This is a genomic window from Mycobacterium sp. TH-M116, from assembly GCF_057473685.1.
Map to the genome: position 1 here is coordinate 1 of NZ_JBYCLC010000059.1, position 19082 is coordinate 19082.

A 19082-nucleotide genomic window follows, 5' to 3' on the forward strand; every position below is an offset into this window, starting at 1 on the left:
CGGTAAGCCGTGTGCGGGAAAACCGCACGCACGGATTGAAAGGGGGATGGGGAAACGGGTCCGCACTGCGGACACCGCGCCCCTGACTACCAATGGATTTGTCGAGCGGACACGGTCCCGGTGGCGCCGGGGAGGGGATCGTGCACTACCCGAAGGTGGTGCTGGTCACCGGTGCGTGCCGGTTCCTGGGCGGCTACCTGACGGCGAGGCTCGCTCAGAACCCGCTGATCAACAGCGTCATCGCGGTCGATGCGATGGCCCCCAGCAAGGACATGCTGCGTCGGATGGGACGCGCGGAGTTCGTTCGCGCAGACATTCGAAATCCCTTCATCACCAAGGTGATTCGCAACGGCGACGTCGACACGGTGGTGCACGCGGCGGCGGCCTCCTACGCGCCGCGATCCGGGGGCGGCGCCGCGTTGAAGGAGCTCAACGTGATGGGAGCGATGCAACTGTTCGCCGCCTGCCAGAAGGCTCCCTCGGTGCGCCGGGTGGTGGTGAAATCCACCTCCGAGGTGTACGGGTCCAGCCCGCGCGATCCGGTGGTGTTCACCGAGGACAGCAGCAGCCTCAGGCCGTTTCGCGCCGGTTTCGCCAAGGACAGCCTCGACATCGAGGGCTACGCGCGTGGCCTGGGGCGGCGCCGCCCCGACATTGCGGTGACGATTCTGCGGCTGGCCAACATGATCGGCCCGGCGATGGACACCACGCTGTCGCGGTACCTGGCCGGGCCGTTGGTGCCGACGATGTTCGGCCGCGATGCGCGCCTCCAGTTGCTGCACGAGCAGGACGCGCTGGGCGCGCTGGAGCGCGCGGCGATGGCCGGCAAGGCCGGCACGTTCAACGTCGGCGCCGACGGCATCATGATGCTGTCCCAGGCGATCCGGCGGGCCGGGCGGATCCCGCTGCCGGTGCCCGGTTTCGGCGTGTGGGCCCTGGATTCGCTCAGGCGGGCCAATCGCTACACCGAAATCTCCCGCGACCAGTTCGACTACCTGAGTTACGGCCGCGTGATGGACACGACCAGAATGCGCACCGAACTCGGCTTCCAGGCCAAATGGACCACCGCCGAGGCTTTCGACGACTACGTGCGCGGCCGCGGCCTGACTCCCATCATCGACCCTCATCGGGTACGCTCCTGGGAGGGTCGCGCCATTGCCTTAGCGCAGCGCTGGGGAAGCCGAAATCCAATGTCGTGGGGTGGGGTCAGGTAGATATCGTGGCGGGTGACACCAGAGCGAACGTGATTCCGCTACACACAAATCGGGGCCGGGTGGCGGCACGCCGCAGGGCCGGTCAGCGGTCCGATTCCTCTCGTGAGCAGACGTCGTTGCTGTCGGATCCCCGCGGCCGGGCCTCGGCCGAAAAGCTCGCTGCCGTCGTGCGTGAAATCGACGAGCAGCGGCGCGGCACGGGCGCGGGTGCGGGGACGGGCGAGGCGCTCACCGAACTCGCCCAGCGGGTGGCCGCGGTGAGCGGCTTCCTCCGCCAGCGGCTGACGGGCGACTACACCGTCGACGAGTTCGGTTTCGACCCGCACTTCAACGACGCGGTCGTCCGCCCTTTGCTGAGGTTCTTGTTCCGTTCGTGGTTCCGCGTCGAGGTCAGTGGTATCGAGCACCTGCCGAGCGAGGGGGCCGCGCTCTTGGTGGCCAATCACGCCGGTGTGCTGCCCTTCGACGGACTGATGCTGTCGGTTGCGGTGCATGACGAACATGCGGCCCACCGCGACCTGCGGCTGTTGGCCGCCGACATGGTGTTCGACCTGCCAGTGATCGGCGAAGCGGCCCGCAAGGCCGGTCACACCATGGCGTGCACGACGGATGCGCACCGGCTGTTGGCGGCGGGCGAGCTGACCGCGGTGTTCCCGGAGGGCTACAAGGGACTGGGTAAACGCTTCGAGGACCGCTATCGACTGCAGCGGTTCGGCCGCGGCGGCTTCGTGACGGCGGCGCTGCGCACCAAGGCGCCGATCATTCCCTGCTCGATCGTGGGGTCCGAAGAGATCTACCCGATGCTGGCCGACATCAAGCTGCTGGCGCGGCTTTTCGGGCTGCCCTACTTCCCGATCACCCCGTTGTTCCCGCTGGCCGGTCCCGCCGGCCTGGTGCCGCTGCCGTCCAAATGGCGCATCGCGTTCGGTGAGCCGATCTGCACCAACGACTACGCCGCTTCCGACGCGGAGGATCCTATGGTCACGTTCGAGCTGACCGACCAGGTGCGCGAGACGATCCAGCAGACGCTGTATCGGCTGCTCGCCGGTCGGCGCAACATCTTTCTCGGCTAGCGCGTGGTCTGCTCAACGCAGCGCTCCGGTGCCTGACGGCACCGGAGCGCTTTGCGTGCAGGACTATTTGAGCAGCGTGAACTGGCAGACGTCGGTGTACCCGTCGCGGAACAGGTCTGCGCAACCCCGCAGGTAGTGCATGTAGACGCCGTAGGTCTCCTGCCCCTTGAGTGCGATCGCCTCCTCCTTGTGCGCCTCGAGTGCGTCGGCCCACGCGGTGAGTGTCGGAACGTAGTTCTTGCCGATCATGTGATGGCGCTCGATGGTGAAACCCGCCTCCGTCGCGTAGCGGTCGACCTGCGCGATCTGAGGTAATTTCCCGCCGGGGAAGATCTCCTTGAGGATGAAGCTGATGAAGCGCAGCAGGCTCATCGTCGTCTTCAGGCCGCGCTCCTGCGCCTGCTCGGTGGTCGGGACCACGATCGTGTGCAGCAGCATTCGGCCGTCGTCGGGCAGTAGGTGATGAAACTTCTTGAAGAACGTGGCGTAACGCTCGTAGCCCGCGTCACCGGCGCCGTCGGCGAAGTGCTCGAACGCGCCGAGCGACACGATGCGGTCGATCGGCTCGTTGTCGAATTGTTCCCAGCCCTGGATCCGCACTTCTTTGCGGCGGGGGCTGTCGATCTCCTTGAACTTCGCGACGTCGTGGGCGTACTGGTTCTCGCTGAGCGTCAGACCGATGACGTTGACGTCGTACTCCTGCACGGCGTGCCGCATGGTCGAGCCCCAGCCGCAGCCGATGTCGAGCAGGGTCATTCCGGGTTCGAGGTTCAGCTTGTCCAGCGCCAGCTTGCGCTTGGCGTACTGGGCCTCTTCGAGCGTCTTGCCCGGGTTGTCCAGGTTCGGATGCTCGTCGAAGTAGGCACAGCTGTAGGTCATCGACGGGTCAAGCCAGAGCTTGAAGAACTCGTTCGATTTGTCGTAATGAGACCGAACCGCCGCGACCGGCGGTTTGAGCTGGGTATTGCCCGTTTCCCCCTGTCCCGTCATGCAATCGACATTACTTTCCGGCTGATATCGATGCAATCGCGGCGATGGTGTCTTCAGGACGCGCGTCCTGGTGTGCGGCTTCGCCCAGCATCGTCACCGTGCTGGTGACGATGGGGTTGCCGTGGGCGTCTGTCACTTCGCTGCGGATTTCCACGATCACCGCACCGTGCGACTCGAGGACTGAGTCGAGATAGGTGTCGAAATACAGTCGGTCGTGGGCCAGTATCGGCCGGTGGAACGTGAACTTCTGGTCTCGGTGCATGACGCGGGCGATATTGATCGGGATGTTGAACTTGGTGAAGATCTCCAGCTGCACGCGCCGGCCCGCGACGGCCAGAAAGGTCAACGGGGCCAGCACCGCGGGGTAACCGGCGGTGGTGGCGTCGGCCTCGCTGAAGTACGACGGATGCTCGTCTTGGATCGCGAGCGCGAACTCACGGATCTTCTCGCGACCGACCTCGAAGTAATCGGGTGCCCGGTAGTGGCTGCCGATCAGGTCCTGGGCTTCTGCAGGAATTGTCATGCCGGTGCCACTTTCCGCTCGAAGACGTGTTCAGCGGCGCAGCTTATCAGCGTGGTTGGCGTCGTGAGGCCAGCGCCGCCAGCGCGCCCCCTGCCGCCCCCAGCGCCAGCGCCGACGGGACACCGATCCGGGCGGCCTTGCGTGCGGTGCGGAAGTCGCGGATCTCCCACCCCTTCTCGCGGGCCAGGCTGCGCAGTCGCGAGTCGGGGTTGACGGCGACTGCGGTGCCCACCAATGAGAGCATCGGCACATCGTTGTAGCTGTCGGAGTAGGCGGTGCAGCGTCTCAGGTTCAGGCCCTCCCTGATCGCCAGCGACCGCACCGCGTGCGCCTTGCCGGTGCCGTGCAGGATCTCGCCGACGAGCCGGCCGGTGAACACCCCGTCGACCGACTCGGCGACGGTACCCAGCGCGCCCGTCAGCCCGAGCCGACGCGCGATGGTGGCGGCGAGCTCGTACGGCGTGGCGGTGATCAGCCATACCTGCTGGCCCGCGTCGAGGTGCATCTGGGTGAGCTCGCGGGTGCCGGTCCAGATCTTGTCGGCGATGATCTCGTCGTAGATTTGCTCGCCCAGCTCGACGAGTTCCTGGACGGGCCGGCCCTCGATGAACGTGAGCGCCTTGCGGCGGCCGGCCGCGACGTCGTGGCTGTTCTCCTTGCCCAGGAGCTGAAACTTGGCCTGGGCGTAGAGGAAACCGACCACGTCGCGGTACGTGAAGTAGTCGCGGGCAGCCAGGCCGCGGCCGAAGTGCACCGCCGACGAGCCCTGCACCAGGGTGTTGTCGACGTCGAAGAACGCGGCGGCGGTCAGATCGACCGGCGGCTGGGCGGGGACCTCGCCGGCGTCGGTGGCCGCATGCAAGGCCTCGAGCGCCCGCGCGGCGCTGGCCTCGGCGGCCAGCGATTCCAGGTCTACAGGACCGGGGCGATCCGCGCTGCCCGACTCAGCGGAAGCCATCGTTCAATCTCCTACGTGCTGTGCCGACCGGTGGCCCGTGGCTGGCCGAGGTCAACACTATCCGGAGGGCGTGGGGAAGGGCTGTGCATCGGTGTGAGGGTGATTCAGAACCCTGGGAGGACCCGGCCTCGTCGGCCTGGCAGCGCTCGCCGGCCCGGCCCACAAGATGTGAGCCGAAAGCGTCGTCGGCCATGTCCTGAACGCGACGCCTGCCCGGGGGCGCCACATGTCGCCGGGTGCCACACTGATCACCATGAGCTCGACTCCAACCGACGCCCCACGGCGGCCCCGGGTACAGCTGCTGAGCCGCGACGGCTGCACCGTCTGCGCGCGGGTGCACGCGAGGCTCGCCGAACTGGCCGATGAGCTGGGATTCGATCTGTCGATGACCGACGTCGACGCCGCAGCCGTGGCCGGTGACCACGGCCTGCGGGCCGAGTTCGGCGACCGGCTGCCGGTGATCCTGCTCGACGGCCGCGAGCACAGCTACTGGGAGATCGACGAGCCCCGGCTGCGCGCCGATCTCGCTCGCTGAGGTGGCCTCGAAGCCGATGGTCGCCGACCATTTATTTGGTAGGCCACCTCAGAACCGACTACCGTGGATGTCGACTTCAGTAGCTGACCGAGCAAGGGAGCTGGCCAGGTGATGCTGCCGTGAGCATCCTGCTTTTCGGGGTTTCGCACCGCAGTGCGCCGGTCGCCGTCCTGGAACAACTCAGCATCGACGAATCCGATCAGGTCAAGATCGTCGACCAGATGCTGCAGTCCCCGCTGGTGACCGAGGCGATGGTGCTGTCGACCTGCAACCGGGTCGAGGTGTACGCGGTGGTGGACGCCTTCCACGGCGGGTTGGCGGTGGTCGGGCAGGTGCTGTCGGACCATTCCGGCATGTCGATGACCGATCTGACCAAGTTCGCCTACGTCCGCTACAGCGAGGCGGCCGTCGAGCACCTCTTCGCGGTGACCAGCGGTCTGGACTCGGCGGTCGTCGGCGAGCAGCAGGTGCTCGGTCAGGTGCGCCGGGCCTATGCCGGCGCCGAAGCCAACCGCACCGTCGGCCGGGTGCTGCACGAGCTGGCCCAGCGTGCGCTGTCGGTGGGCAAGCGGGTGCATTCGGAGACCGGCATCGACGCCGCCGGTGCCTCGGTCGTCTCGGTCGCCCTGGGCCTGGCCGAACGCAGGCTCGACGGGCTGGCCGGCAGGACCGCCGTGGTGATCGGCGCCGGGGCGATGGGTGCCCTGTCGTCGGCGCATCTGACCCGGGCCGGCATCGGGCGCATCCACGTGCTCAACCGGTCGCTGTCGCGGGCGCAGCGGCTGGCCCGCAAGATTCGCGAGTCGGGCGTGGACGCCGAAGCCCTGCCGCTGGATCGCCTGCCCCAGGCGCTGGCGCACGCCGACGTCGTGGTCAGCTGCACGGGGGCCGTCAGCCCGGTCGTGTCGCTGGCCGACGTGCACCACGCGCTGGCCGCGTCGCACCGGGACGAGGCCGCCGAGCCGCTGGTGATCTGCGACCTGGGCATGCCGCGCGACGTCGACCCCGCGGTGGCCGGCCTGCCCGGAGTCTGGGTCGTCGACGTCGACCGCATCCAGCACGAGCCCTCGGCCAACGCCGCGGCCACCGACGTCGACGCCGCCCGCCACATCGTCGCGGCCGAGGTCGCCGCCTACCTGGCGGGGCAGCGGATGGCCGAGGTCACCCCGACGGTGACGGCGTTGCGCCAGCGGGCCGCCGATGTCGTGGAGGCCGAACTGCTGCGCCTGGACAACCGGTTACCGGGCCTTGAGAGCGCTCAGCGCGAGGAGGTGGCGCGCACCGTGCGCCGCGTGGTGGACAAGCTGCTGCATGCGCCCACCGTCCGGATCAAGCAGCTGGCCAGCGCACCCGGCGGCGACAGCTACGCCGAGGCGCTCCGCGAACTCTTCGAACTCGACCCAACCGCCGTAGACTCCGTAGCCGCCGTCGCCGCGGGCGAATTGCCTTTCATGGCAAGCGTATTCGACGCGGGTCCGCCGCAGCAGTCCGCCGAGTAGCCGATTGGCGAACGTGATCCGGATAGGCACCCGGGGCAGTCTGTTGGCCACCACCCAGGCCGCGACCGTCAGGGACGCGCTGATCGCCCTCGGTCATCCCGCGGAACTGGTGACCATCAGGACGGCGGGTGACCTCTCCTCGGCGCCGATCGACACCCTCGGGGTGGGCGTCTTCACCACCGCGTTGCGGGAGGCCATCGACGACGGCCGCGTCGATGCCGCGGTGCACTCGCACAAGGATTTACCGACCGCCGACGACCCCCGGTTCACGATCGCGGCGATACCGGCGCGTAACGACCCCCGCGACGCGGTGGTGGCCCGCGACGGACTGGTGCTCGCGGAGTTGCCGACGGGGTCGCTGGTGGGTACGTCGTCCCCGCGGCGGGCCGCGCAGCTTAGAGCACTGGGTCTCGGTTTGGAAATTCGCCCCCTACGAGGCAACCTAGATACCAGGTTGAACAGGGTAAGCAGGGGTGATCTTGACGCCGTCGTGGTGGCCCGGGCCGGTCTGGCCCGACTCGGCCGCCTCGACGATGTCACCGAGACGTTGGAGCCGGTACAGATGTTGCCCGCACCTGCCCAGGGCGCGCTCGCTGTCGAGTGCCGCGCCGGTGACGGCCCGTTGGTGGCGGTGCTGGCCGGGCTGGACGACGCCGACACGCGCGCGGCGGTCACCGCGGAGCGAGCCCTGCTGGCCGAACTGGAGGCCGGTTGCTCAGCACCGGTGGGTGCGGTCGCCGAGGTGGTCGAGTCCATCGATGAGGACGGCCGCGTCTTCGACGAGCTGTCGCTGCGCGGTTGCGTGGCGGCGCTGGACGGATCCGACGTGATCCGCGCGTCGGGCATCGGCGATCCCGGTCGGGCACGGGAGCTGGGGCTCTCGGTCGCGGGGGAGCTGTTCGAGCTGGGCGCCCGGGAACTGATGCGCGGTGCGTGGCCGGATCCGGCGCGAGAAAATTGAGTGGAGAGTGAAGTGGGAGCGACAATGACTCGCCAAACAAGCGTGCGAGGGCGTAAGCCAAGGCCGGGCCGTATCACTTTCGTGGGTTCCGGTCCTGGCGACCCCGGGCTACTGACCACGCGGGCCGCCGCGGCGCTGGCCGGCGCGGCCCTGGTGTTCACCGATCCCGACGTGCCCGAACCGGTGCTGGCGCTCATCGGCAAAGACCTGCCGCCCGTGTCCGGCCCGGCACCGGCGGACCCGGCTCCGGGGAAAGCCGACGGCGATCACGCCCGGGCCACCCCCGCGGTGGCGCACGGCGGTCCCGACATCCGCCCCGCCCTGGGCGAACCGGCCGAGGTCGCCAAGACGCTGACCGCCGAGGCCCGCTCCGGTGTGGACGTGGTGCGACTGGTCGCCGGCGATCCGCTGACGCTCGATGCGGTCATCACCGAGGTGAACGCCGTGGCGCGCACTCACCTGCACGTCGAGATCGTTCCCGGCTTGTCGCCTGCCAGCGCGGTCCCGACGTACGCGGGGCTCCCGCTGGGCTCGGCGCACACCGTGGCCGACGTGCGCGACCCACATGTCGATTGGGACGCTTTGGCCGCTGCCCCCGGCCCGCTGATCCTGCAGGCCACCGCCTCGCACCTGCCCGAGGCGGCCCGCACCCTGATCGAGCACGGGTTGGCCGAGAACACCCCGTGCGTGGTGACCGTGCACGGCACCACCTGTGCGCAGCGTTCGGTGGAAAGCACGCTGCAGGGCCTGAGCGATCCGGGTCTCCTGACGGGTATCGACGTCCCGGGCGCGACCGGCGTCAACGGCGTTGATGGCAGGGAATCCCCGAACGGTCCGCTGGTGGTCACCATCGGCAAGACGGTGAGCAACCGGGCGAAGCTGAACTGGTGGGAGAGTCGCGCGCTCTATGGCTGGACCGTGCTGGTGCCCCGCACCAGGGACCAGGCCGGCGAGATGAGCGAGCGCCTGACGTCCTACGGCGCGTTGCCGGTCGAGGTGCCGACCATCGCGGTGGAGCCGCCACGCAGCCCCGCCCAGATGGAACGGGCCGTCAAGGGCCTGGTCGACGGCCGCTTCCAGTGGGTGGTGTTCACCTCGACCAACGCGGTGCGCGCCGTCTGGGACAAGTTCGGCGAATTCGGCCTGGACGCCCGCGCATTCTCCGGGGTCAAGATCGCCTGCGTCGGCGAGTCGACGGCCGACCGGGTGCGCGCGTTCGGGATCAGCCCCGAGCTGGTACCGGCCGGGGAGCAGTCCTCGATCGGCCTGCTGGACGAATTCCCGCCCTACGACAGCATTTTCGACCCGGTGAACCGGGTCTTGCTGCCGCGCGCCGACATCGCCACGGAGACGCTCGCCGAGGGGCTGCGCGACCGCGGCTGGGAGATCGAGGACGTGACCGCGTACCGCACGGTGCGGGCCGCGCCGCCGCCGGCGGCCACCCGCGAAATGATCAAGACGGGCGGCTTCGACGCGGTGTGCTTCACGTCTAGCTCCACGGTGCGCAACCTGGTGGGCATCGCCGGCAAGCCGCACGCGCGGACCATCATCGCCTGCATCGGGCCCAAGACGGCCGAGACGGCCGCGGAGTTCGGTCTGCGGGTGGACGTGCAGCCCGACGTCGCCGCAGTGGGTCCGCTGGTGGACGCCCTGGCCGAGCACGCCGCGCGGCTGCGCGCCGAGGGTGCGTTGCCGCCGCCGCGCAAGAAGAGCCGCAGGCGCTAGTGGTTACCCGGCAGGCCGGCCCGCGGTTCGCCCCGCTCGCGAGCTGGGGGTACTTCCCGCTTGCGGCGGGGCGACCGACCCACCGTCGGAACCGGGGCCGCGCGCGCCCGCGCGGCTATCGCGCACCGTCATGAGCGCTTATCCTCGGCGGCGCCCGCGCCGGCTGCGCTCCACCCCCGCGCTGCGGCGCTTGGTCGCGCAAACCTCCTTGGAGCCGAGGAATTTGGTGCTGCCGATGTTCGTCGCCGACGGGATCGGCGAACCGCGGCCCATCCCGTCGATGCCGGGGGTGGTGCAGCACACCACAGATTCGCTGCGCGGTGCGGCCGCCGCGGCGGTCGCCGCCGGGGTGGGCGGGCTGATGTTGTTCGGCGTGCCGCGAGACGAAGACAAGGATCCGGCCGGGTCGGCCGGCACAGACCCCGACGGCATCCTCAACGTCGCCCTGCGGGACCTGGCCAAGGACCTCGGCGACGCGACCGTGCTCATGGCCGACACCTGTCTGGACGAGTTCACCGACCATGGGCACTGCGGCGTGTTGGACGGGTCGGCCCGAGTCGACAACGATGCAAGCGTCGCGCGCTACGTCGAATTGGCTGTGGCCCAAGCGCAGTCGGGTGCTCACGTGGTTGCGCCGAGCGGGATGATGGACGGCCAGGTGGCCGCGATCCGTGACGGCCTGGACGCCGCGGGCCACACCGACGTCGCCATCCTGGCCTATGCCGCGAAGTTCGCTTCGGCTTTCTACGGCCCGTTCCGCGAGGCGGTGTGCTCGAGCCTGTCCGGGGACCGCCGCACCTACCAGCAGGAGCCGGGCAATGCGCGGGAGGCGCTGCTCGAGGTCGAACTGGATCTGGTCGAGGGCGCCGACATCGTGATGATCAAACCCGCGATGGGTTACCTGGACGTGGTCGCCGCGGCGGCCGGCGTCTCGCCGGTTCCGGTGGCCGCATACCAGGTGTCGGGGGAGTACACGATGATCTGCGCCGCCGCGGCGAACGACTGGATCGACGAGCGGGCCGCGGCGCTGGAGTCGTTGACCGGCATCCGGCGCGCCGGAGCCGATATCGTGCTCACCTACTGGGCCGCCGACGCAGCGGTCTGGCTTTCGTGAGACGGGGGGTGCTGTGACCTCGAAGACCTCTACGAGTGGCACCAGGGCCACACCGCTGTTCTACGAACCCGGTGCCAGGTGGTATTGGGTGCTGGCCGGGCCGTTGGCGGCGTTGTCGATGATCCTGATCGAGGTGTGGAGCGGTGCCGGGGTGCAACCGCTGACGCCGATCATCTTCCTGGTGATGGTGTCGGCGTTCGTGGCATTGCAGGTGAAGGCCGCGCGAATCCATGTCTCGGTGGAACTCACCGAAGACGCTCTGCGTCAGGGCACCGAGACTCTGCTGGTGCGCGAGATCGTCAGGGTCTACCCGGAGCCCGAGAACCACGAGAAGTCGGGCAAGGAGCTGGCGCAGTGGCAGTCGGCCCGCGCGCTCGGCGAACTGGTCGGCGTCCCCCGCGGCCGGATCGGCATCGGGCTCAAGCTCACCGGGGGCCGCACGGCGCAGGCGTGGGCGCGGCGCCACCGCCAGCTGAGGGCGGCGCTGACGCCGCTGGTCCAGGAGAGGGTGCAACCCCCCGAGGTCAGCGCCGACCACGATGACAACGACACGGGGTCGGTGCGGTGAGCGCGCGGCGCCGGGCCCCTCGCCGCGCCCTGGTCGAAGTCTGCCTGGCCTGCGCCGCGCTGGTCGGCGCCGGTATCAGCTGGACACACGCGCGCCACACGCAACGCGTCGCCCCGATCGCCGACGGCCAGCCCTTCACGACGTCGCTGGTGTACAACCCCCAGCTGTTGTTGCTGACCCTGGTTCTGGTGACGGCCGCCGGGTTGCTGCTCGTGACGGGGCTGGCCCGCACGCTCCGTGTGCGCCGCCGCGCCGACGGGGGCGTGGACGTGCAGGACGGGTAAGGCTAGGCGGTTTTGCCGACGAGCGCCAGCATCAGCCGGCGGCGGCTGGCGATGCCGTCGCCCAGGTTGTGCAGCGCTTGGCGCACCGAGTCCGCGGTCGGGAATCGTGCCTGCGCGCCGTCGTCGCCGATCGCATCCGCGACCGCGGGGCCCGCGACCAGCACCCACCCGCGACCCGCGGCGCGGCACTGTTCGTCGAGAGCGGAGAGCAGAAGGAGACCGGGCGCGCCGAAACCGTGTACCTCGCTCATGTCGAGCACCACAGGGTTTTCGCCGAGAACGAAGCGCCGCAGGTGTTCGCCGATCTGTTCGACGTTGTCGGCCGCGATCTCGCCCCGGATGGTCACCACCGTCGCCAGGTGTCGGCAGTGGGCCCGCAATTGCGCGCCACCGTAGGCGAAAGTGCTGTTCCCCTGTCGAGTCCTGATGTCCGGAATCGTCATGAGCATCCTCGTTCTGCGTGTCCTGCACGAAAATCCTGGAGGCCGAGTCGGCGCCGACCGAACCTGGTAGTAGTACGGTTACCCGCCAAGTTAAGGAGACCGACAACCCTGTCTAACTCTTCGCTAAGAAGCGGGTCCAGTGGCCGCGAAAAGGCCGTTTCGGGGCCGTTCGGGTTGCCGACACGCCACCACGAGGCGCTCGGGGCCGCACCGAGGGCCCTCACTCCGGAACGGCGATCTCGCTGTTAGGCTGCCAGGGCTGTCGGTTGCCGGGTCGGGGGCCAGGAACAGGCATGCGCTGCAGCGGCGTGAGGAGGAGTTGGGCAATCGGCCGGCGAACGGCACAGTCCCGACGGAAAGAACATCGTGCGCACCGGAGAGATCAAGGGCGAGATCAAGGCTCTCACCGGACTCCGCATCGTCGCGGCGGTGTGGGTGGTGCTGTTTCATTTCCGGCCGATGCTGGCCGACGCCTCGCCCGATTTCCTCGACGCGCTGGCGCCGGTGCTCAATTGCGGTGCGCAGGGCGTCGACCTGTTCTTCATCCTCAGTGGGTTCGTTCTGGCCTGGAACTACCTCGAGCGCATGGGCCGGACATGGTCGACGCGCGCCACCGCGCACTTCCTGTGGTTGCGGCTGGCCCGGGTGTGGCCGGTGTACCTGCTCACGCTGCACCTGGCCGCCCTGTGGGTGATCTTCACCCTGCACGTCGGCCACGTGCCTTCGCCCGACGTCGGTGACTTCACCGCGACCAGCTACATCCGTCAGGTCCTGCTGGTGCAGTTGTGGTTTCAGCCGTTCTTCGACGGTTCGAGCTGGGACGGGCCGGCCTGGTCGATCAGCGCGGAATGGCTGGCGTACGTGTTGTTCGGTGCGCTCGTCCTGGTGATCTTCCGGATGACGCACGCCACGCGGGCGCGCAGCCTGATGGTGCTGGCGTGTGCAGCGACGCTGCCTCCCATGGTGCTGCTGCTGGTCAGCGGGCAGTTCTACACCCCGTGGAGTTGGCTGCCGCGCATCGTCACGCAGTTCACCGCGGGCGCGCTGGCCTGTGCCGCTGTGCGCAGGCTTCGGCTGACCGATCGAGGCCGCCGCGCCGGCGGATACGTCTCGCTGGCGCTGTTGGCCGCCATGGTGGGTGTCCTGTACTGGCTCCACGCGCACCCGATATCCGGCGTCGTGGAGAACGACAGCGGCGGGGTCGTCGACGTGTTGTTCGTCCCGCTGGTCATCACGCTGGCGGTCGGCGTGGGCAGCCTGCCCAGGCTGCTGTCCACCCGGGTGGTGGTGTACGGCGGGCAGATCTCGTTCTGCCTCTACATGGTTCACGAACTGGTGCACACGGCATGGGCGTGGGCGGTGATCCAGTTCAACCTCACTCCATGGGAGCAGGACAATCCGTGGAAGTGGAACGTCATCGGCCTGCTCGCGATTGCCGTGGCTTTCTCGGCCCTGATGTATCACCTCGTCGAAGAGCCCGCGCGGCGCTGGATGCGCAGGATGGTGGGCACCGGGGCGGGCAAGCCGGGAACCGGCTCCGGTGAGCCGGATGCCGGCAAGGTACGTCAGATCGACCGTGCGCGGGAAGCGGTTTCGGCGCGTGCGGTGTGAGAGGCGCCCGCCCAGGTGGGGCAGGTCGTGCCCCCGATACCGTGTAGGTCTCCGCGCGCTGACGGCGAATCGGGGCCGGCTTGTTCGTACGATTTCGTTGGTGCGGGCGCGGCTCTCGGGGGTGTCCGCAGCAGGAGCCGTTCACAGTGGAGGTGCCGTGGGGCGTCTGGTCACGGTCGTCATCGGCCTCGCGTGTGTGGTCGGCGTGGTGTTCGGGCAGCTGGCGTATCCGGCGCGGGCCCGGGCCTATGACACCCGGCTCTACCGGGTCGCGGTCATCGGCGACTCCTACACGACCGGCACCGACGAGGGCGGTCTGGGCCCGTACTCGTGGACCGCACGGGTGTGGCGGACCTTGGCCGGGGAGGGCGTGCGGATCGCACCCGACGTGGCAGCCCAGGGCAGAGCCGGCTATGTGGTGCTCGGGGATCACGGCAGCATCTTCGCAGACCTGACCGCCCGGGCGGTCCAGCCCGACGACGCGCTGGTGGTGTTCTTCGGCTCGCGCAACGACCAGGGCGCCGATCCGGGGATGCTGACCGCAAAGTCTCACGACACCTTCGCTCTGGCGCGGCACCTGGCGCCGTCGGCGCGGTTGCTGGTCATCGGGCCGCCGTGGACGAGCGCCGATGTACCCGATTCCATCGTGCTGATTCGCGACGTGCTCAACGTCGAGGCCAGCGCGGCCGGAGCGGCGTTCGTCGACCCGATCGGCGACGGCTGGTTCGTCGGCAGGCCCGACCTGATCGGCCCGGACGGCGTGCACCCCACCGACGCGGGGCACGAGTACCTGGCGGACAAGATCGCGCCGTTGATCCGCATGCAGCTGCCCGGATGAGGGTCTCCCATCGGCGCGTGCCGCCGGCTCGTCAGGCCGCCAGCCAGGCCAGCTCGCCGGGCAGCTGTCCGCGCCAATAGAACATGTCGTGGCCGCCCAGCGAGAACCTTCCCGAAGGCGGTGCCGTGAGCTGGGCCACGAACTGGCGGGTGGCGAAGGCGAAGCGGTCGAACATGCCGCAGTCGACCCGCAGCGGGATCTGCGAGAGCGCGGGCACGCCCAGCACGCTGTTTTGCACCCAGTCGTCGTCGCTGTCGAACGCGCCCGGATCGCTGGCGGCGAACGACGTGAACAGTGCCGGGCTGATCGCGCAGATCCCGGCCGTACGGGCCGCACCCAGCCGGGCGCCCAGGTGCAGCGCGCCGTATCCGCCCATCGACCAGCCCATGAACCCCACCCGGGAGGTGTCCATGCCCATCGAGGCCAGCATCGGCAGTAGTTCATCAAGCACCATCGCGCCGGAGTCCACGCCCGTTGCCCGCCGGTGCCAGTAGGTGTTGCCGCCGTCGACACCGACCACAGCGAACGGCGGGCGGCCCGCTTTGACCAGTTGGGCAAGCCCATTGTCGACGCCGACATCGAGCATCTGATTGGCGTCGCCGTTCACCCCGTGCAGCGCGATCACCGGACGCAGCGGCCCGGTCTGGCCCGGCGGGAGGGCCATGACCCAGTTGGTTGTGACGCCGCCGCGCGCGGCGGAGACGAATGAGCCGGTCAGCCTGGTCGGCAGGGTCGTGCCCGCGGTCGAGGGCTCGAACGGTGCGGGGGTCTGCGGCTGCGACACAGCCTTCGGTTCCAACGGGTCCAGCAGCGCGCTCAGCGCCCACACGCCGGCGGCGGCCGCGCCGGCACCGGCTCCGATGCGCAGCATCGCACGGCGATTCACCTCAGCCACGCGCGTGATGATGCCGCGCCGGCCGATCTGCGTCTGACCAGGCACGCCGGGTGGCCGGTTTCGTGATGAAGCGGTCACGAAAGGGTGACATTCGTCACCGGGGCGGGTCAGCTGGGCCGCAGGGGCCGGGATGTCTGCGGCTCCCGCCCGAAAGCTTCGCCGTTTCGGATTATGACCATGGTTCACAGTTGCCGACAGCTACCGGTAGACTCGGGTTCCGGTGTGGGAGCGACGGGTCGCGCGGACAGTCCCGCGTAGGGAATGGCACGAATGGAGCTCAGCCCGGATCACGTCGTTTTCACTCGACGGAATGCACTGGCATCGCGTTCGTTCACAACTCGGGGGTGAGCGGCGGCGCATTCCGTGACTGCAGGCACACCGCACGCACTACCGAGTTGCAGATTGCGGCGGGCGACGTGAAAGAAAGGTTCGATGACCAGCATATCCGTCCAGCGGGAGAATGCAGAACTCGAGTTAAACGATCAAATGTACGGCGACGACCCGTTGTCGGACCGCGAGACCGGCCTGTACCGCGCCGAGTACGTGATGAGTTTCGTCGAAAAATGGGACCAACTGATCGACTGGGACGCGCGCGCCGAATCCGAGGGGCGGTTCTTTGTCGACGTTCTGCGCGCACGCGGGAAGCATCACGTTCTCGACGTCGCCACCGGGACCGGCTTCCACTCCGTCCGCCTGACCCAGGCGGGTTTCGACGTGACGAGCGCGGACGGTTCAGCGGCGATGCTGGCCAAGGCCTTCGACAACGGCAGGAAGCGCGGTCTGATCATCAGGACGGTCCAGGCCGACTGGCGGGAACTGAATCGGAGCATCCAGGGCAAGTACGACGCCATCATCTGTCTCGGGAACTCTTTCACCCACCTGCACGAGGAGCACGACCGTCGCCGGGCCCTGGCCGAATTCTATGCCGCGTTGCGCCACGACGGAATTCTGATCCTCGATCAGCGCAATTATGACGAAATACTCGACCACGGTTTCAAGTCGAAACACAAGTATTACTATTGCGGTGATCAGGTCTCGGCCGAACCGGAGTACGTCGACGACGGTCTGGCGCGATTCAAATACACGTTCCCGGACGGCGCCGAATACACCTTGAATATGTTCCCCCTGCGAAAGTCCTACGTTCGCCGACTGATGTTCGAGGCGGGGTTCACCACCGTGCGGACCTATGGGGATTTTCAGGAAACCTACGAGGACACCGAGCCTGATTTCTTCGTCCATGTCGCGGAGAAATCGATCCACGGCGACGAAAGCGAAGGGCCGGATCGCGAAAACCGCCTGACTGGCAGCAACACCGAACCGGAGGCGTACTACGACAGCGCCGACGCCGACGCTTTCTACTCGATGCTCTGGGGTGGCGAGGACATCCACGTCGGCTGCTACGAGAACACCCGCGACATCGGGGTGGCCGGCACCGAGACCGCGGACCGGATGATCGGCCGACTGTCGAAAATCGACGGCGACACCGCCGTGCTGGACTTGGGCTCCGGTTACGGCGGATCCGCGCGGCACCTCGCCGAGGAGTACGGCTGTACGGTGACCTGCCTCAACCTCTCGGAGGTGCAGAACGAGACCAACCGGGACAAGACCGGGCGCGCCGGGCTGCAAGACCGGATCCAGGTGCTGCACGGCAGTTTCGACGACGTGCCCGTGCCCGACGCCAGCTATGACGTCGTCTGGTCGCAGGACGCGATCCTGCACGCCGCCGACCGCCGCAAGGTGCTCGAGGAGGCGTTCCGGGTGCTCAAGCCCGGTGGCGAGATGATCTTCACCGACCCCATGCAGGCCGACGACGTGCCGGACGGGGTGCTGCAACCCGTCTACGACCGGTTGAGCCTGTCGGATCTGGGTTCGATGCGCTTCTACCGTGAAGCGGCGCATACGGTGGGCTTCGAAGTGGTCGACCAGGTCGACATGGTCGGCAACCTGCGCACCCATTACCAGCGGGTGCTCGAGGAACTCGAGGCCCGGCGCGGCGAACTTCAGGAGAAGGCCTCGTCGGAGTACCTCGACAACATGCAGGTCGGGTTGAAGAACTGGGTGAGCGCGGCCGACGACGGTCAGCTGGCCTGGGGCATCCAGCACTTCCGTAAGCCGCGCTGAGTCCGGTAGGGCGCGGCGGTGCGCGCCGGGCGGCGCCCGCCGTGCCGTGCCGGTATCGTGAATTTCTCAGCTTGCGGAAGGGCGACGTCATCGACACCCAGCCAGCACTGCACCGCGGGCTGTCGCAGCGGCAGCTCAACATGATCGCCATCGGCGGCGTGATCGGTGCCGGATTGTTCGTCGGGTCCAGCGTGGCCATCCGCGCCACCGGGCCCGCGGTGTTTTTGACCTACGCGCTCTGTGGCGCGCTGATCGTCGCGGTGATGCGGATGCTCGGCGAGATGGCAGCCGCGAACCCCGTGACCGGATCGTTCGCCGACTACGCCGGGCAGGCCCTGGGCGGCTGGGCCGGATTCTCGGTCGGCTGGTTGTACTGGTATTTCTGGGTGATCGTCGTGGGGTTCGAAGCGGTCGCTGGCGGGCGAGTCGTCAATTACTGGTTTCACGCGCCGCTGTGGCTGACGTCGTTGTGCCTGATGACGTTGATGACCGCGACGAACCTGGTCTCGGTGTCGTCCTTCGGCGAGTTCGAATTCTGGTTCGCCGGAATCAAAGTGGCGACCATCGTGGCCTTCCTGATCCTCGGCTCCGCTTACGCGTTGGGGCTGGTGCCCGGCCACCCGATGGACTTTTCCAATCTCACCGCCCACGGCGGGTTCTTCCCCAAAGGTGTCGGTGCCGTCTTCACCGCGATCGTGGTGGTGGTGTTCTCCATGACCGGCACCGAGGTGGTCACCGTCGCCGCCGCCGAGAGCCGCGACCCCGAGCGCGCGGTGCAGCGCGCGATGAACTCCGTACTCGCGCGGATCGGCGTCTTCTTCGTCGGCTCGGTGGCCGTGATCGTGGTGGTCATGCCGTGGAACGCCGTGCAGCCCGGCCGTTCGCCGTACGTCGCCGCACTTGCGTACATGGGAATTCCGGGTGCCGATCAGTTCATGAACGCGGTGGTGCTCACCGCGGTGCTGTCCTGCCTGAACTCGGGCCTCTACACCTCGTCGCGCATGCTGTTCACCCTCGCCACCCGCGGCGAGGCGCCGGCCCGCCTGGTCAAGATCAGCTCGCGGGGAGTCCCCGCGCTGGCCATCGTGAGCTCCTCGGCGGTGGGTTTCGGCTGTGTGGTGATGTCGTGGCTCGCGCCGCGCACGGTGTTCACCTTTCTGGTGAACTCCTCGGGTGCGATCGTCATGTTCGTGTACGTGCTGATCGCCCTGTCCCAGATCGTGCTACGCCGCCGGACGCCCCCCGGGCGGCTCCCGGTGAAAATGTGGCTGTTCCCGGGGCTGTCTCTGCTGACCGTGGCCGGCCTCGTCGCGGTCCTGGTGCGCATGGCGTTCGATCCGTCGGCGCGCAGTCAGTTCTGGCTCGGCCTGCTGTCCTGGGCCGTCGTGATTGCCCTGTACTACGTCGCCACGTGGCGGCGCCGACGGCAGGCCTCGGTGACGGACCTGCCCGCGCGGACCCCTTCCGGTTGACGCCGGAAACCGTTGGCGCCTCGGCGCGGTGCGGGCGGGCCGGATTCAGCGCCATGCCCGTTCGATCGCCTTGACCACCGCGGTCAGCGTGGCGTTCACCGGCGCGGCGATGCCGACCCGCGCGCCGTGCCGGGGCACCGCGCCGTTGATGACGTCGATCTCGCTGACCCGGCGCGCCTCGTGATCCAGCAGCGCCGAGGGTCGGGCGTCGGGCATCTGCGCGCCGAACGCGCGGGCGTGCTCGACGGGGTCGGTGAC

The 19082-nt window shown here is 68.5% G+C and carries 19 protein-coding genes; 13 read left to right on the top strand and 6 right to left on the bottom strand.

The features are described 5' to 3' along the window. Positions 1 to 98 precede the first annotated feature (98 nt). Complete coding sequence (locus AC2VOK_RS02770; protein WP_428899136.1) at positions 99 to 1214, top strand: SDR family oxidoreductase; 1116 nt, start codon at positions 99 to 101, stop codon at positions 1212 to 1214. 5 nt (positions 1215 to 1219) lie between these two features. After that, a complete protein-coding gene (locus tag AC2VOK_RS02775) occupies positions 1220 to 2287 on the top strand; it encodes a lysophospholipid acyltransferase family protein (RefSeq protein ID WP_428899122.1) in 1068 nt (355 codons plus the stop codon). Positions 2288 to 2350: 63 nt separating this feature from the next. On the opposite strand, the gene cmaA2 is transcribed toward AC2VOK_RS02775, so the two are convergent. The 3 genes from cmaA2 to AC2VOK_RS02790 are packed head-to-tail and all read right to left on the bottom strand — an operon-like array spanning position 2351 to position 4758. Further along, positions 2351 to 3277 (bottom strand): cyclopropane mycolic acid synthase CmaA2, encoded by a 927-nt coding sequence (cmaA2, locus tag AC2VOK_RS02780; RefSeq protein ID WP_428899123.1) that lies wholly within the window; start codon positions 3275 to 3277, stop codon positions 2351 to 2353. Positions 3278 to 3287: 10 nt separating this feature from the next. Continuing rightward, complete coding sequence (locus AC2VOK_RS02785; RefSeq protein ID WP_428899124.1) at positions 3288 to 3800, bottom strand: FAS1-like dehydratase domain-containing protein; 513 nt, start codon at positions 3798 to 3800, stop codon at positions 3288 to 3290. Positions 3801 to 3846: 46 nt separating this feature from the next. Beyond that, on the bottom strand, positions 3847 to 4758 hold the full coding sequence (locus AC2VOK_RS02790) for an HAD family hydrolase (RefSeq protein ID WP_428899125.1): 912 nt from the start codon (positions 4756 to 4758) through the stop codon (positions 3847 to 3849). 253 nt (positions 4759 to 5011) lie between these two features. Between AC2VOK_RS02790 and AC2VOK_RS02795 the strand changes: the two genes are divergently transcribed. The 7 genes from AC2VOK_RS02795 to AC2VOK_RS02825 all read left to right on the top strand — a co-directional run bounded on the left by AC2VOK_RS02795 (position 5012) and on the right by AC2VOK_RS02825 (position 11444). Next, positions 5012 to 5293 (top strand): glutaredoxin family protein, encoded by a 282-nt coding sequence (locus AC2VOK_RS02795; RefSeq protein WP_428899126.1) that lies wholly within the window; start codon positions 5012 to 5014, stop codon positions 5291 to 5293. 119 nt (positions 5294 to 5412) lie between these two features. Continuing rightward, positions 5413 to 6792 (top strand): glutamyl-tRNA reductase, encoded by a 1380-nt coding sequence (locus AC2VOK_RS02800; RefSeq protein WP_428899127.1) that lies wholly within the window; start codon positions 5413 to 5415, stop codon positions 6790 to 6792. 13 nt (positions 6793 to 6805) lie between these two features. Then, positions 6806 to 7753: a hydroxymethylbilane synthase gene (gene hemC / locus AC2VOK_RS02805; protein ID WP_428899137.1), complete on the top strand. Its 948-nt coding sequence runs from the start codon at positions 6806 to 6808 to the stop codon at positions 7751 to 7753. A 24-nt stretch (positions 7754 to 7777) separates the two neighbouring features. Further along, positions 7778 to 9478 carry a bifunctional uroporphyrinogen-III C-methyltransferase/uroporphyrinogen-III synthase gene (locus AC2VOK_RS02810; protein ID WP_428899128.1) on the top strand — a complete coding sequence of 567 codons (1701 nt, stop codon included), beginning with the start codon at positions 7778 to 7780 and terminating at the stop codon, positions 9476 to 9478. Positions 9479 to 9608: 130 nt separating this feature from the next. After that, on the top strand, positions 9609 to 10592 hold the full coding sequence (gene hemB, locus AC2VOK_RS02815) for a porphobilinogen synthase (protein ID WP_428899129.1): 984 nt from the start codon (positions 9609 to 9611) through the stop codon (positions 10590 to 10592). A gap of 55 nt (positions 10593 to 10647) precedes the next feature. Continuing rightward, entirely contained in the window at positions 10648 to 11160 is a 513-nt protein-coding gene (locus tag AC2VOK_RS02820; RefSeq protein WP_428899138.1) for a DUF3093 domain-containing protein, read from the top strand. Further along, positions 11157 to 11444, top strand: coding sequence for a hypothetical protein (locus tag AC2VOK_RS02825; RefSeq protein ID WP_428899130.1), 288 nt, complete (start codon positions 11157 to 11159; stop codon positions 11442 to 11444). The genes AC2VOK_RS02820 and AC2VOK_RS02825 overlap by 4 nt, the downstream gene beginning before the upstream one ends. Positions 11445 to 11446: 2 nt before the next feature. Here AC2VOK_RS02825 and AC2VOK_RS02830 read toward each other — a convergent pair whose 3' ends face one another. After that, entirely contained in the window at positions 11447 to 11887 is a 441-nt protein-coding gene (locus tag AC2VOK_RS02830) for an STAS domain-containing protein (RefSeq protein ID WP_428899131.1), read from the bottom strand. 366 nt (positions 11888 to 12253) lie between these two features. Between AC2VOK_RS02830 and AC2VOK_RS02835 the strand changes: the two genes are divergently transcribed. Together AC2VOK_RS02835 and AC2VOK_RS02840 are read left to right on the top strand one after the other, a co-directional pair. Continuing rightward, entirely contained in the window at positions 12254 to 13498 is a 1245-nt protein-coding gene (locus AC2VOK_RS02835) for an acyltransferase family protein (protein ID WP_428899132.1), read from the top strand. A 157-nt stretch (positions 13499 to 13655) separates the two neighbouring features. Further along, positions 13656 to 14336 (top strand): Rv0518 family GDSL lipase, encoded by a 681-nt coding sequence (locus AC2VOK_RS02840; protein ID WP_428899133.1) that lies wholly within the window; start codon positions 13656 to 13658, stop codon positions 14334 to 14336. Between the two features lie 31 nt (positions 14337 to 14367). Here the strand turns inward: AC2VOK_RS02840 and AC2VOK_RS02845 are convergent, their stop codons facing one another. Beyond that, a complete protein-coding gene (locus AC2VOK_RS02845) occupies positions 14368 to 15207 on the bottom strand; it encodes an alpha/beta hydrolase (RefSeq protein WP_428899139.1) in 840 nt (279 codons plus the stop codon). A 456-nt stretch (positions 15208 to 15663) separates the two neighbouring features. Between AC2VOK_RS02845 and AC2VOK_RS02850 the strand changes: the two genes are divergently transcribed. Further along, complete coding sequence (locus AC2VOK_RS02850) at positions 15664 to 17352, top strand: glycine/sarcosine N-methyltransferase (protein ID WP_486944281.1); 1689 nt, start codon at positions 15664 to 15666, stop codon at positions 17350 to 17352. Positions 17353 to 17423: 71 nt separating this feature from the next. Beyond that, the gene (locus AC2VOK_RS02855) at positions 17424 to 18824 is read left to right on the top strand and encodes an amino acid permease (RefSeq protein ID WP_428899134.1); all 1401 of its coding nucleotides are present in this window, start codon (positions 17424 to 17426) and stop codon (positions 18822 to 18824) included. Positions 18825 to 18869: 45 nt separating this feature from the next. Here AC2VOK_RS02855 and AC2VOK_RS02860 read toward each other — a convergent pair. Next, positions 18870 to 19082, bottom strand: a 213-nt coding sequence (locus tag AC2VOK_RS02860) for a ketopantoate reductase family protein (protein WP_428899135.1), incomplete at its 5' end; no start/stop codon positions are given.